Below are 14,492 nucleotides of genomic sequence, written 5' to 3'. Positions count from 1 at the left end.
TATTACCTTCATGCAAAACAAAGCCGTAGGATCAGATACACAAGCGATCTATGCTCGTATCCAGCAACGCGAAATCGAGCAGATTGCTCAAATTGCTATAAATCAGAAAATCGCTCCTCTTCATACGCTAGCTGCATTGGATTCGCTTCAAAACGACATCTATAATTTGTTGGGGCAGAATTGGTTTTCACTATTTATTGCCGACGACCGGGAGATTAATTATACCACTCTTTTTGATTCCAAAAAGAGGGCAAACACGAGCAAGGATAGATCACGAAGCTGTAAAGATCAGTACTTCAAAGAATGCATCCATGCCGCAGATCCCATTCTACATCGCGCAAACGATATTTTAAAAAGAGATAGCTCGTTTCCAACAAACTTTTTCAGCTCTTTACAGGAGGGTACCAAAGCAATCGTATCCAAAGCTTTTCGCGTACACGACCAACGTTGGGGCATCTTAAGTCTAGGGTATAAAAGACTAGAACATATCGATTCTCAACTTGAGTACCGCATTAAAAATTTGATCCCTCAACTTGGCATAACCATCGGTAATATACTGTTATATGAACGGTCAGTAAATGCTGCCATGATAAACAAACTACCTAGTTCAACAGATCTCGTTCCGCCAGCTCTGGATTACACGAAGGAAAAAGACCGTTCAGCTCCGCAGATGATTGGAGAGAGTGATCTGATACAAGCCGTAAAATCACAACTCAAAATAGCAGCACTTTCAGAGATGAGTCTGCTTATCCAAGGTGAAAGCGGAACGGGCAAAGAAGTCGCTGCCCACCTTGTACATTATCTTTCACCAAGATCAACCCATCCACTGATAAAAGTCAACTGCGCGGCTATTGCTCCAACATTGATCGAAAGTGAGCTTTTCGGACATGAAAAAGGAAGTTTTAGCGGTGCTGTAAAGCGCAAAATCGGAAAGTTCGAACTGGCTTGCGGCGGAACACTTTTTCTGGACGAAATTGGAGAGCTCTCTTTAACACTTCAGGCAAAACTCCTACGCGTTTTGCAAGAAAAAGAAATTGAGCGTGTAGGTGGAAATAAAAACATTCCTGTAGACGTGCGCATTGTCTGTGCCACACACAAGGACTTGCAAGCCGAAGTGAAGACCGGCAACTTTCGATCCGATCTATATTACCGGATCAGTGCATTTCCTGTTACACTCCCCTCCCTTCGTGAACGAAAGGAAGACATCCCACATTTGGTCCAGCACTTTCTCATAAAACATGCTGGAGAAAGCACTCCTAAGCAGCTAGGCAAAAAAGTGATGCAGCGACTCCATTTGCATTCTTGGCCGGGTAATATCCGCGAACTCGAGCACGTCATAACGCGCTCCATTCTATCAACAGAAGAGCCTACCATAAAGAAAATCCCTTTTTTTACTGAAGCTCATTTTGCAGGAGAAAGCAGGGCTCCTGATTTTCGTTTACAAAGTCTGGCAGATTTTGAAAAAGAATATATTCTTTGGGTGCTACGCAGTTGTCATGCACGTATTTCCGGCCCGAACGGGGCCGCAACTATTCTAGGTATTCCTGCTACAACGCTCCAATCAAAAATGAAAAAACTGGGCATTGGCAAGAAATTTTCACATTCAAAAGAATAAACAAGAAAGCCATTACCCGTCGCTGGGAATGGCTTATACAACTATTTAAAAACTATTTTTTGATCAACTGGATACCTTATTTCTCTATAAAAGCCAAAATATCCTTATTGATGGTCTCCGCTTCGGTCGTAGGCATTCCATGTGGGAATCCGGGATAAGTAATCAATGTACCATTTTTTACCAGCTCCGCAGCTCTTCTACCTGTGATATCAATCGGTACAATCTGATCATCTTCACCGTGCAATACCAATACAGGAATCTCCACTTTTTTAAGCTCTTCGGTAAAATCAGTTTCCGAGAAGGCCTTGATACAGTCGTAATGCGCCTTGATACCGCCCATCATTCCTTGCCGCCACCAATTGTCCATCACACCTTGCTGCACATTCGCTCCCTCCCTGTTATAGCCATAAAAAGCAAGCGTAAAGTCTTGAAAATATTGCTGTCTGCGGGTTGCCGTATTCAATCTAATTTCGTCAAAAACCTCCATTGGCACGCCATCCGGATTAGTCGCACTTTTGGCCATCGTCGGTGTAACCGCACTAATCAATACAGCTTTTGAGACACGTGATGTACCGTGGTTGGTCAGGTAACGAACAACCTCACCTCCCCCGGTCGAATGACCAATATGGATGGCATCTTTTAAATCCAATGCTTCTACTAATTGTGCAATGTCCGATGCATAGGTATCCATCTCATTACCATCTGCGGTTTGCGTAGAACGCCCATGTCCGCGACGATCGTGCGCAATTACGCGGTAACCTTTTTGGAGGAAGTACATCAGCTGCGCGTCCCAATCGTCACTGGATAAAGGCCAGCCGTGATGAAAAACGATCGGTTGTCCTGTCCCCCAGTCTTTGTAATAAATTTCTGTTCCGTCTTGAACTTTGAATGTTGCCATAATGAATACTTTATGTTTTTTATTGTTTACATGATATGATTTCGAATTGCAATGAGCAATCCAAAAAACATAAATAACTCTAATTGAACCTGTTTAAAGATTAACACTCTATTTAAAAACGACGATATATCGTTATTTATACAGCCGAATCATTCGTTTTTTACGATAGGTTCTATTTTCCTGCAGGAGGCTTCTTGCTGTATGTTCACTGTTACTTAAGTAGTAATCATATATTCAGTTTTCACCCAAAACCTGAACCAGATCCTCCGCTCCACCATCAAATTTCTGTCCGTTAACAAAAAAAGTAGGGGTCCCATTTACGCCGCTCAGCATGCCACTTTCAAAATCAGCATCTACACGATCCAGCAGTTCTTGATCCTGAATATCAGATTTAAACTTCGACATATCCAAATCCAGTTGTTCGGCGATATCCAGCAGCAATCTTGCACCCAGCAGGTTCTGATTTTCGTAAATGGCATCATGCATCTCCCAAAATTTCCCCTGCAGCGCTGCTGCTTCAGCTGCCAGTGCAGCGGGCCGTGCATAAGGATGCATTTCCGAAAGCGGAAAATTGCGGAATACAAACTTAATCTGGCTTCCCAGTTCGGCCATCATTTCTTTTATAATTGGGTGGGCTGCACCACAATGTGGACATTGGTAGTCCCCATATTCGACAATAGTCAGATCCGCCTGGCCATTTCCCAGTATATGGTCAGCATTGCTGACCTTCGGTTTCAGTGACATAATTAATTTGATTTAAGTTTCTCCAACGCCTCGATAATACCATCTGCACCCGGATTGACAGCAGTCGGTGACAGATAGCTCCAGGCAATAACCCCTTCCTTATCAATCACAAAAAGCGCGCGCTTGCACTCACCTTCCTCTTCATCGTAAACACCATATTGTTTGGCTACCTCACCCTTGCCCTCAAAATCAGCCAAAAGCGGAAAATGCAGTTTTCGGGACTGTGCGAAAGCCATATGACACCATTTGCTGTCAACGGAAATACCCATGATCTCCGCATCATACTTTTTGAAATATTTGAGCATTTCATTATACAGCGCCATTTGATCACTGCATACCGGACTCCAGTCTGCCGGGTAAAATGCCAATATCACATTATGCCCCTTAAATTCTGATAATTTAATTTTTTGATCCGGTGTCGCATACAGGGTAAAATCGGGTGCAATATCATTTTTTTGCAACATATCAACGTCTTTAAAGTTTAACTACCATTTGAGGTGCCGACCCTCAAAAAGATTGGTACCACTATTAAATAAAGCACTCAAAAGGAAAAATTGTTTTAAAGAAAAAATTGCTTACCCACGATCTGGCTACAAGATCCGTTGATCTGCCTACATTTGCCGTTCGTCGATTCATCACTTTTGTAACATCCATTATTAAAAATAGAAACACATGAAATCACAAAAAGTATGGTTCGTCACTGGCGCCTCCAAAGGACTAGGCCTCAGCCTCGTTAAAGAGTTGCTCGCCCAAGATTACCTTGTCGTTGCCACATCACGATCAAAACAGGCATTGGAAGATGAAATCGGCGATCAGGAGAATTTTTTACCCCTTGAAGTCGACATTGCCAATGACAAAGACGTTGCCCGCGCAGTGCTCTCGGCAATTGATTATTTCGGAAGGATTGATGTACTCGTCAACAATGCAGGGTATGGCCAAACAGGCACTCTGGAGGAGCTCAGTGACTGGGAAGCGCGCCGCAACTTTGAGGTCAATGTCTTTGGATCTCTCAATACCATCCGGCATATCGCACCTCATTTGAGGCACCAGCAATCGGGGCATATTTTCAATATTGCCTCCATTGGTGGCCTTGTAGGAAATTATCCAGCATTTGGAGTCTACTGTTCCACCAAATTTGCCGTCGCAGGTTTTACTGAGGCCCTTGCTGCCGAGATGGAGCCCTTCGGCGTACACACAACCCTCGTGTATCCGGGCTACTTCAGAACTGATTTTTTATCCGAAGGATCTTTACATACCGCAGCTAATCCAATTGCAGCCTACGTCACTGCGAGAGAAAACGAAGCCGCACACCTGCATCAGATCCACGGTAATCAGGCAAATGATCCACAGAAAGCGGCAACCTTGTTGATCGAGCTGAGCACCCTGAAGCAGCCACCCCTTCATTTTTTGATGGGCGAAGACGCTTACGAACTAGCCAAAAACAAAGTCAATATGCTGACCGCTGAAATCGAAAAATGGAAAAGCTATACGGTTTCAACCGGATTTGAACAATCCCTCAAATAACCCACAGCGCTCGTGAGGAGCAATGTAAATTAAACGGCAACAAAACAAGAAAATAAGTAAATTTATAAAATGGAGAATACATTTCGCTTTCATTCCCTAACGGAATTCCACAGCTTCTGCGGACTGCCAAAACCTGAGCATCCATTGATCAGCTTAGTCGACTATAGTCAGGTACATTATCCCGTAAATGACAGCAAATTGAATTGGATACAGCATTTTTATTCGATCGGTTTAAAGCGAAATGTAAATGCCCGGTTCAACTATGGGCAACAGCACTATGATTTTGATTCGGGCATACTCACTTTTATATCCCCACTGCAGTTTTTAAAAGTGGAGATCAACCAGGAAATACAGGCCCAGCCCAGCGGCTGGATCCTGTTGATCCACCCTGATTTTCTATGGAACAGCGAACTCGCAAAACATATTCACCATTATGATTTTTTCCAATATCAGGTCAATGAAGCACTTTTTCTTTCAGACAAAGAAGAAGCCGTGATCGTGGATATTCTTCAGAATATCGAAAAGGAATATCAGTCTAATATCGATAAATTCAGCCGCGAACTCATTATCAAACAGATTGAGCGCTTGCTGATTTATGCCGAACGATTCTACGAACGGCAGTTTATTACCCGCAAACGATCGACACAAGAGCTTGTTACCAAGTTTGAGCAATTGCTATCCGCACAGTTTCAGCAAGACTCACTCGCTGAGCACGGTGTTCCGACCGTCAGCTTTCTAGCACAAAAGCTCAATCTATCGCCAAACTATCTTGGCAGCCTGCTCCGCATCTATACACAGCAAAACACCCAGCAGCATATTCAGCACAAAATGATCGAGTATGCTAAATTGCGCTTGAGCACCAGCTCCCTGTCCATCAGTGAAATTGCCTATGAATTAGGTTTCGAGCATCCGCAGTCATTCAGCAAAGTTTTCAAAAAGAATACACAGCAGAGTCCTCTGGAGTTTAGGCAGCTATTTCAGTAAAAATAAGGCACTTGAGGTAGCGATCTTTGACCAGTATTAAGCAAAGCCGGAAGCAAAAATTCGCTGACAATCCGGTCCACCTGCTTATGTGCATAAGCTTGACCATAGGCACTGGCTGTGATAACGATCACATAGGGAATATCGTTCATTATTATAATGTAATTTCCTCCGTTTCCGGCACAATAATAAGCTTCATAGGCCTTACTTCCAACATGAAAGCACTTGTTCCAAAACAGGTATCCATAATACTCTTTTTCTCTTTCAGGAATCATAAGCTGTTTGGAAAGGCTCTTTTCGACCCAGGCTTGCGGAAGGATCTGCTTGCCATTCCAGTGCCCACCGTTCTTATACAGTTGACCATACTTGGCAAAATCAAGTGCATTCATTCGAATACCGCCAGCGGTATTTGGCACCCCCTGCGGCGTATGCTCCCAGCGATATTTCCGTATTCCCAATGGAACAAATAGTCTTTTATCTGCATAAGACTCCAATCCACCTTGCACTTGTTTATCGAGTAGATCTCCCAATACAACGACTCCAGCAGTAAAATAATGCCATTGTCGCTGTAGCGATTTTCGAAAAGGAAGATCTAAGGTAAAGTCTACCCAATTTGCTGTAGGATACATATTTTCCTCATTACCGGGACTAGTGGGATCTTCATCGTTACCATCAAAGCCAGCACTCATGGTCAATAATTCACGGATTGTTGTTTTGTTTTTATCAGGATCAGGATGTTGATATTTCTCAAAATCATAGCATTGATCCAGCGTTTGATCTTCATTTTTAATGTACCCGTCCGCAATAGCGATACCGGTTAATGTCGAAGCGAAGCTCTTGCCGACCGACCTGGGATCATGCAGACTATCCCTATTTTCACCATTAAAATATTCCTCTATCAAAAGGCTTCCATGCTCTAATACAACGATTCCGTTCAGCTTTTTAAAAATACCCTCTTCAATCATCCCTTTTAGCTGCTGTATCCTACGGCGGTCAAACTTCGCTTTTGACACCTTCAGGCCAGGATAGGTCGCTGGATGTTGTAGTTTATATTTATCTGGATCTATCACTGGATTCAAGCTGACAGAAAGTTGCAGCTCTCCACTTGCAATAATATCACCGACTAAGAGATTATCTGCATTTACATAAGGTCTGATTTCCATCTTAAGATGATGTTGTCCATCCGTTAGCGCTTTTTCACCACCATTAAAAAGAAAACGATTCCAGAAAGATTCAGACCAGGATCCCTGTCCGTTGATTTGATCAATCAGGGGACGCTTAAAGGTTACTTCTTTACACTGCATCTCCTGCATCGGTGCTCCCGGCGATAAATTACTGCGATAGATTACTTTTCCATCTATCCATAGTGTAAACTGAAAATTACCCTGCTGAAAGAGTTCAGTATCTGTAAGCTGTGGCGCTAAGATCTGTTGATAATAGATCAATGGTTTTTGTAGTTTGATAGCAACAAACAGATTACTTTTAGGTGAGAGCACATAGCTGTGCATAAACTCTTCTTTTTGCAATAATTGCTGTGAACTTGCAAACAGAATTTCACCCGGTATTTTCTGATTAAAATGAACCTGCAAAGTATCACGTTCCGACTGGTACTGTGCACTCAGCCACTGCGGAAAGCCTAAGAAAAAAAATAAAAAAAAAATAGTTCATAAAGTTTTGTTCAATCTACTTGTATAAAATTAGTGCGGGCCAAATGAACAAAATAGAATGAAATTAACTTTTTAGGAATTGATCTTATTTCGATACTCCCCGGGTGTCGATCCGAACAAACTTTTGAAACAACGTATAAAATGACTTTGATCGGAAAAACCTGATTTATAACCTATCTCGGTTAGCGAATGGTTAGGTTCACGAAGTAGCAATACGGCATTTTCCACTTTCAACTTGCGGATATAATCCCCCATCGTGACGCCAAAGTACCGGGAAAATTCACGGGACAGATAAACGGGATGCAGATCGAGCGTATGGGAAATAGTTGTCAGTTTCAGCTCTTTGTTAAAATTCGCCCGCAAATAATCACGTAACATATACACCCATTGAGGAACTTTACGTTCGCTCACTACCCGGTCCCGATGCAGCAAAGAAAATACATTTAAGAGTAAACTGTCCATTGTAAGTCCCGAACTGTTATCCAGATCGAAAGATTCTAAAAAGAGCTTATGAAAGAGCAACCTTACCTCTGGCATTTGGATATCCATATTACCTTCCAGGAGATGCAACGCTGCCACCTCGTTCCAGCGCCAGTCTTGACTTAGTTCAATATGAAAACCCCGGGTACGGCCATCGGGCTTTCTATTGTAATGAGCATCCTGCCAATTATGAAAAAGCAGGTCCCCTGCAGTACAATGATGAATTCCTTTTTTGCTGCCCTCCAGTAGGTTTCCCTCCAGAATAAACGTAAAATACGGATTTTCATGGTAATGCCAATCCACTTTTTCCAGCGTATAAATAGCATCTGAGACAAGCAGTTCATTGGAATTAATTTTCCTATTGATGGCACCGAAGTAGGTGCCTGCTTTGAGCTGTTCCACGTCTTACTTTACGGTACGTAATACCCTTCAACGCCGATGCCTATCGTCCAAAAGAATTTCGATTTTTCAAGATCCTCCAATAGCATATCCGCATTATCTTCGTATTCGCCATCGGCTTTGATTTCTTCGATCTCTTCCTGCACATCCTCTTCGGTCATCTGTCGCCACACACCAACGGAGCTATTCAAAAATGTATAGCAATATCCTGCTTCAGCGTCGTCGACCTCACCCTGGTTTTTATCCGTTAAGATCGTTACAAGTTCAGTCGCTTCCACCTGAAATGGATTAACACCATAAATGCTGATCTCCGTTTTTTCCGGATTGGGTCCATTTGTACTTTCTATAAATTCCAAGACTCCCTGGCCATTAAAAACAAGTCTCAGTTCGAGTTCATCATAATAGTATTGGTCGTCCAGTGCATCCGAGGGTGCACCAAGTAAACGTTGGACCTCGGCACGGTTCGCTCCGAGATCAACCTGACCAATACCTTCGATTTGAATTCCAACGAGTGGAATAAGTTCGATCTTTTTCATGTATATTCAGTAAATTAAAAGGGTATACCTGTGTTATTAACAATTCAACACATACTATCGTTTTATCTGACGACAAGCATACTATAGCTCTATGCTGAAATAAATTTACATTAATTCCCATTAAATACTTATTAAGTTTTTTAACTTTTCCCGCGATCACTAGGGCGCAGCACTATTGGTATACGCAGTTAATTATGACTAACTTTATTAATACATCAAAAACCGACCATTATGCAACAGATGCTAGCAACATCGGACAGTTCTATTGAAAATTTAAGACCCGAGCAGTATACCGATTTACAGTCCCGTTTATCGACAGAAGAGATTAGGGCCCTTGAACAGAAATATGACATTGCGATACCGATATGATATTGCAATACCAAAAGATCTCAAAGCACTCTATCGGTGGAAAAATGAACAGATCAATACAAATTACGAAACCTTTGTCAACAATTCGACTTTTTTCCTACTAGAAGAGGCGCTGGATAGCCTTAAGGTTCTATTATCTGGATTCAAGCATAATTGACATTAGGATTTTAAACGAATAGATAATAACTTTGAACAGCTAAAACACCATCCATTATACGAATCAGGCCTTCATGAAATCGAAAAAAGTAAATACTTGCGACCACTCCTGCGTTATGTGCCGTTATGTCTTACAAGACTGGCTTGGACAGATCGACTTGCACCGAAAAAATATTAAATTGAAAAAAGGCGAGCAGTTTATCACCGAGGGGGAGTCGGTTAGAGGTATTTATTTTATCCAGTCTGGACTCGTCAAAGTTCACCGCAATCTTGGAGATAAGGAAACCATTGTTCGTTTTGCAAAAAAGGGAGATATTGTAGGCCATCGCGGTATCAGTACAGAACAAACCGTCTATCCCATTTCGGCAACGACCTTGGATGTCACGCAGCTCTGCTTCGTCGAATTGCCGTTTTTTCTGTCCACACTACGCATAAATCCCGAATTGAGCTACCAGTTGATGTTATTTTTTGCAGACGAATTACATCTTTCTGAGCAGAAGATGACCCAACTGACACAACTTCCTGTTAAAAACCGGCTTGCTTGGAGCCTATTGTTAATCTATCGTATTTTTGGCGAGAAAAACACGAACGGATATATCGGACTTAGTTTAAGCAAAAAAGATCTTTCGTCCTATGTAGGTACTACTTACGAGACCGTCTACCGCATGCTAGGTGAACTTATCGATCTAGAGGTGATAGCGATGGACAAAAAAGATATTTTTATTAAAAACTTCCAACTTTTGCATGATCTCTCGGAAGAAAAATAGGGGAGCGAAACCGTCCGTGACAGCTAACGACTCCCAAACCATATATTTCCCTAAAAATACATCGCATTAAAATTTATAGCCTATACCGACACCCAAACGCCACTTACCATCAGCAGTACCCGTTTTCGCCGCATAAAATGCTGGCAGCTGAATGGCGATATGTCGGATTACGGCCGTTAAACCAAACCCGAGAGTGGGTGTTACCCAAGAGTTCTTTGGCTTCCCCGCTTCAACCTTATCTTCTTTAAGTTTTAAGCTCGGCAATAAACCCAGCAACAGGCAACTTTTTGGACTGAATATATATTTCACAGCTGGTCCAGTACAATTAATATAAGCACCATGATCCGTATATCCCGCCACAGCAATTCCCTCAAACAAACTACCTTTGACTGTTTTTTCCTGACCGTAAGACCCCATGCAAATAACCAACAGTAGAGGTAACACCAATAATTGTTTTATCTGATGCATAAAAATCTAGTTTTGTGAAGTCGACACTTTTTCTTTTTGATGATAGGTATAATAGATAGCCATCCCCGTAAACAGCAATCCGCCGACAATATTTCCAGCTGTTACGATTAGCTGATTGCACAGCCACCAGTCGGAGATAGTCACTTTTGCACCGAACATCATTCCGGCAGGAATCACAAACATATTGACCACCGCGTGCTCATAGCCTAATGCAAAGAATATAAAGATCGGAATACCTGCTGCCAGTATTTTACCAAGGGTAGACTTGGATGTCATGGACATCACCACACCCATACAAACCATCCAATTACACAATACAGCTTTAACAAAGGCCGAAAACAAGCCTGCTACACCATGGGCGCTGTATCCAAGGGTTTTCTTTTCACTGATCAGAACCAAGCTCTGTTCGATATTTCCGAGCTGGCTCGACTGCCCAGTTTCTGTGCTGGCAGCCCAAAACAAAATTGCAAAGAGAACACTCCCCACTAAATTTCCGAGAAAAACCCAGAACAAATTATTGGCCATAGCCTTAAAATTGATTTTACCTTCAAACCAAGCCAAAGGAACCAGGGAGAAACTGCCTGTCACCAGTTCCAAGCCAAGGATGACGATGATAACAAATCCTACTGGAAAAACAAAAGCGCCGACTAATCCCAATCCAGTCTGGGAAGTGGCCAACAATGCAAGCGTTACAGAAATTGCCAATAAGGCACCTGACAATGCACCCCGTATCAGTAGATCTTTGACCGGAAGTGATGATTTGTAGATAGCGGTGTTCATCATGGCACCAGCTACCTCTTTGGGGCTAATATAATCCATCGTATTTTTGTTTTAAACGGTGCTAGATTTAATTATTTTTTTATTCCGCCTAAGCAATCATTCCAATAAAAACACTTCCATTTTCCACCTTCACAGGATAAGTCTTAATGGCACATTCATCACCCGAAAGACACTCGCCGGTGTCCAACGCAAAGGTTTTCTTATGGAATGGGCAAGCGACTTTAGGCGTTTCGCCCAAAGACCCCAACATACCGCGACTTAAAATCATCTGCCGTTTGTGCGGACATTCATTTTGTGTGGCATACCACTCATTGCGGCGGGCGAAATAGAACAAAGCCACCTGTTCGTTATTCAATTTAAGACAGACTCCGCCGTTTTCAATAGCATCCTCTATCCGACAAGCTTTCAGCCATTTCATGTCAATTTGCGTGTTCATATGATTTCAATTAAAGGTTTAGCGATTTTATATTTAATAAGTACTCAGGTTCCAATCAGCTGCTTTTTTCTGTCCGCGAAAGCTATCAAAGCGAACAGTTTCATCCTTCTCTTCTGGTGCATTTACAAAGTGGACAAAGCGTTTGCGAATTTCCGGATTCTCTACAGCTACTTTCCATTCACAGCGATAACTATCGACGAGCAACTGCATTTCCTGTTCCCAAACCTCCCCCATACCCAAGCTATCCTCGACCACGACATTCCTTAAATAATCTATTCCCCCTTCCATTTTATTGAGCCAGGTAGCAGTCCGAGTCAGCGGATCTGCAGTGCGGATATAAAACATCAGGAAACGGTCAATATAGCGGATGCAGGTTTCACTATCGACATCCGAGGCAAGCAGCAAAGCGTGTTGCGGCTTACTTCCGCCGTTACCGCACACGTAGAGGTTCCAGCCTTTTTCCGTCGCAATGATTCCAAAATCCTTACTCTGCGCCTCGGCACATTCGCGGATACAGCCACTAACGGCCGACTTTATCTTATGTGGAGCACGTAGACCACGGTAACGTTCCTCTATCCGTATCGCGTAAGAAACGCTATCGTGCAGCCCAAAACGACACCAGGTACTGCCCACGCAGCTTTTGACAGTCCGCAGCGCCTTGCCATAAGCATGTCCACTTTCAAAGCCGGCTGCAATAAGTTCCTCCCAGATAAACGGCAGATCATTGAGATGTGCACCAAATAGATCGATGCGTTGTCCGCCCGTAATTTTTGTATACAAGCTATACTTCTTGGCGACCTCCCCGATAACAATTAGTTTATCTGGGGTAATTTCACCTCCCGGAATGCGCGGAACCACGGAGTAGGTCCCACCTTTCTGTATATTGGCCAAATAACGGTCATTACTATCCTGAGCCACATCATTGCCCTTGCCAAGAATCATCTCGTTCCAAAGGCTCGCAAGTAAGGAAGATACCAAAGGTTTACAGACTTCGCAACCATGCCCATGACCCAGCGCATCCAATACATGATCGTAACTTTTCAATTCATGGATCTTGATTAGATCATATAGTTCCTGACGGCTCAGATCGAAATGCTCACAGATGGTATTCCTGATATATTTCCCTTGCTGTTTCATCGTGTAATTAACAAGGTCTTTGACCATCGGCACGCAGCCACCACATCCCGATCCGGCTTTAGTACATTTCTTTACCGCATCTGCATTTTCACAATGACCAGTTATTACAGCATCACAGATCTGTGCTTTGGAGACACCTTCACAACTGCAGATCAATGCTTCATCGGGAAGAGCCTCTAGACCAGAAGAAGCTGACTTGCTTTCGCTCTGCTGGCCAAAGAGAAGAAGTTCCGGATGTGCTGCCAGCGGCATACTATTATTAACCATTTGAAGCAACATGTTGTAACTTTCCGCTTCCCCGACAAGTATCCCTCCCAGCAGACGCGTTCCATCCGTACTTACGTTCAATCGTTTATAAATACCTTTATTACGATCCTCCAATAAGATCGTGCGTGCATAAGGTTCGCTGATAAATGGATCTCCAAAACTAGCCACATCGACTCCCATCAGTTTCAGTTTGGTGCTCATGTCAAATCCCTTAAAGGATTTTTTATCTCCCACGATATGAGCTGCCGCAATTTCAGCCATTTCATAGCCCGGTGCTACCAAACCATAGATCATATCATCCACTAAGGCACACTCGCCGATAGCATAAACTGCAGGATCAGAGGTCTGCATCTGCGCATTAACCAATATTCCACCCCTTTCACCAACGTCCAGTCCAATTTTACGGGCGAGCTCATCCCGGGGCCGTATACCAGCAGATATCACCAGCAGATCTGTCGCTATCGAAGTACCGTCACTAAAAGCAATTCCTGTAAGGTGAGTATCACCAAGCAATTGACTCGTGGATTTTTGCAATAAGCAACTTAAGCCCAATTCTGCAAGTTTATTTTGTAAAAGCACGCTCGCACTATCATCAATCTGACGCGGCATTAGACGCGGAGCAAATTCGATTACAGCCGTTTCTTCCAAACCAAGATCCACCAATGCCTTAGCTGCCTCAAGTCCCAAAAGTCCACCCCCCATGACCGTACCGGTTTTGACTTTTGCCGCATAAGCTTTAATTAGGTCCATATCTTTAATAGTACGGTAGAGAAACACCCCTTCTTTTTCAATACCCGGAATGGGAGGAACAAAAGGGGAAGAGCCTGTCGCAAAGACCAAATAATCATAATTGACTTCGATACCTTTTGAGGATTTCACTTCTTTTTTCAAGAGATTTATAGCGACAATTGGATCATCTAAATGAATTTTAACATTATTTTCCGCATACCAATCATTTTGCAACATAAAAAGCTCATCAATTGACGAAATTTTGAAGTAATCTGTCAGATGAACCCGGTCATAAGCTCGAATTGGTTCCTCTGCGAATATAATTACATCTAGTTCATTAGATTTCTGCTTTAATTTTTCACAAATCTTATTACCAACCATACCGTTTCCGATAACAACTACCTTTTTTACACCCATAATTTCATTTTTTTATTATAAAAAATCAATTTATAATTTCAACAACACTAATTTATGGAATAAAAAATCAAAAAATCAAAATAAATATTATTTTTATCATACTTTTTCATTAAAAACTTATA

15 protein-coding genes are annotated in these 14,492 nt (G+C 42.5%); 5 read left to right on the top strand and 10 right to left on the bottom strand.

Going from position 1 to position 14,492, the window contains the following annotated elements; all coding sequences use genetic code 11:
- Positions 1-10 precede the first annotated feature (10 nt).
- A complete protein-coding gene (locus B3C94_RS09175) occupies positions 11-1,615 on the top strand; it encodes a sigma-54 interaction domain-containing protein (RefSeq protein WP_293902387.1) in 1,605 nt (534 codons plus the stop codon).
- 76 nt (positions 1,616-1,691) lie between these two features.
- Here the strand turns inward: B3C94_RS09175 and B3C94_RS09170 are convergent, their stop codons facing one another.
- From B3C94_RS09170 to B3C94_RS09160, 3 genes are all read right to left on the bottom strand, one after another.
- Positions 1,692-2,513 carry an alpha/beta fold hydrolase gene (locus B3C94_RS09170; RefSeq protein WP_293902385.1) on the bottom strand — a complete coding sequence of 274 codons (822 nt, stop codon included), beginning with the start codon at positions 2,511-2,513 and terminating at the stop codon, positions 1,692-1,694.
- A gap of 234 nt (positions 2,514-2,747) precedes the next feature.
- Positions 2,748-3,257: a DsbA family protein gene (locus tag B3C94_RS09165; RefSeq protein ID WP_293902382.1), complete on the bottom strand. Its 510-nt coding sequence runs from the start codon at positions 3,255-3,257 to the stop codon at positions 2,748-2,750.
- Positions 3,258-3,259: 2 nt separating this feature from the next.
- Positions 3,260-3,721 carry a redoxin domain-containing protein gene (locus tag B3C94_RS09160; RefSeq protein WP_293902379.1) on the bottom strand — a complete coding sequence of 154 codons (462 nt, stop codon included), beginning with the start codon at positions 3,719-3,721 and terminating at the stop codon, positions 3,260-3,262.
- Between the two features lie 208 nt (positions 3,722-3,929).
- On the opposite strand from B3C94_RS09160, the gene B3C94_RS09155 reads away from it, so the two are divergent.
- Entirely contained in the window at positions 3,930-4,781 is an 852-nt protein-coding gene (locus B3C94_RS09155; protein WP_293902376.1) for an SDR family NAD(P)-dependent oxidoreductase, read from the top strand.
- A 69-nt stretch (positions 4,782-4,850) separates the two neighbouring features.
- Complete coding sequence (locus tag B3C94_RS09150; RefSeq protein WP_293902373.1) at positions 4,851-5,765, top strand: helix-turn-helix domain-containing protein; 915 nt, start codon at positions 4,851-4,853, stop codon at positions 5,763-5,765.
- Here B3C94_RS09150 and B3C94_RS09145 read toward each other — a convergent pair.
- From B3C94_RS09145 to B3C94_RS09135, 3 genes are all read right to left on the bottom strand, one after another.
- Entirely contained in the window at positions 5,759-7,270 is a 1,512-nt protein-coding gene (locus B3C94_RS09145) for a serine hydrolase domain-containing protein (protein WP_293902370.1), read from the bottom strand. The genes B3C94_RS09150 and B3C94_RS09145 overlap by 7 nt on opposite strands.
- Before the next feature lie 231 nt (positions 7,271-7,501).
- A complete protein-coding gene (locus tag B3C94_RS09140; RefSeq protein WP_293902367.1) occupies positions 7,502-8,311 on the bottom strand; it encodes an AraC family transcriptional regulator in 810 nt (269 codons plus the stop codon).
- Between the two features lie 8 nt (positions 8,312-8,319).
- Complete coding sequence (locus tag B3C94_RS09135; RefSeq protein ID WP_293902364.1) at positions 8,320-8,844, bottom strand: hypothetical protein; 525 nt, start codon at positions 8,842-8,844, stop codon at positions 8,320-8,322.
- Positions 8,845-9,075: 231 nt separating this feature from the next.
- Between B3C94_RS09135 and B3C94_RS09130 the strand changes: the two genes are divergently transcribed.
- On the top strand, positions 9,076-9,213 hold the full coding sequence (locus B3C94_RS09130; protein ID WP_293902361.1) for a hypothetical protein: 138 nt from the start codon (positions 9,076-9,078) through the stop codon (positions 9,211-9,213).
- A gap of 230 nt (positions 9,214-9,443) precedes the next feature.
- Positions 9,444-10,136 (top strand): Crp/Fnr family transcriptional regulator, encoded by a 693-nt coding sequence (locus tag B3C94_RS09125; protein WP_293902358.1) that lies wholly within the window; start codon positions 9,444-9,446, stop codon positions 10,134-10,136.
- Positions 10,137-10,202: 66 nt separating this feature from the next.
- Here the strand turns inward: B3C94_RS09125 and B3C94_RS09120 are convergent, their stop codons facing one another.
- From B3C94_RS09120 to nirB, 4 genes are read right to left on the bottom strand one after another with little or no spacing between them, the layout of a single operon-like run.
- Entirely contained in the window at positions 10,203-10,604 is a 402-nt protein-coding gene (locus B3C94_RS09120) for a hypothetical protein (RefSeq protein WP_293902355.1), read from the bottom strand.
- Between the two features lie 6 nt (positions 10,605-10,610).
- Positions 10,611-11,423, bottom strand: a complete 813-nt coding sequence (locus B3C94_RS09115) for a formate/nitrite transporter family protein (protein ID WP_293902352.1) — start codon at positions 11,421-11,423, stop codon at positions 10,611-10,613.
- Positions 11,424-11,472: 49 nt separating this feature from the next.
- Positions 11,473-11,820 (bottom strand): nitrite reductase small subunit NirD, encoded by a 348-nt coding sequence (gene nirD / locus B3C94_RS09110; RefSeq protein WP_293902349.1) that lies wholly within the window; start codon positions 11,818-11,820, stop codon positions 11,473-11,475.
- 33 nt (positions 11,821-11,853) lie between these two features.
- Positions 11,854-14,370 (bottom strand): nitrite reductase large subunit NirB, encoded by a 2,517-nt coding sequence (gene nirB / locus B3C94_RS09105; RefSeq protein WP_293902346.1) that lies wholly within the window; start codon positions 14,368-14,370, stop codon positions 11,854-11,856.
- Positions 14,371-14,492 lie beyond the last annotated feature (122 nt).

The organism is Sphingobacterium sp. UBA5670 (assembly GCF_002420705.1).
In the GTDB taxonomy this organism is placed as follows: domain Bacteria; phylum Bacteroidota; class Bacteroidia; order Sphingobacteriales; family Sphingobacteriaceae; genus Sphingobacterium.
The sequence above is the reverse complement of the archived record's forward strand: the minus strand, read 5'-3'. Positions and strand labels throughout refer to the sequence as shown.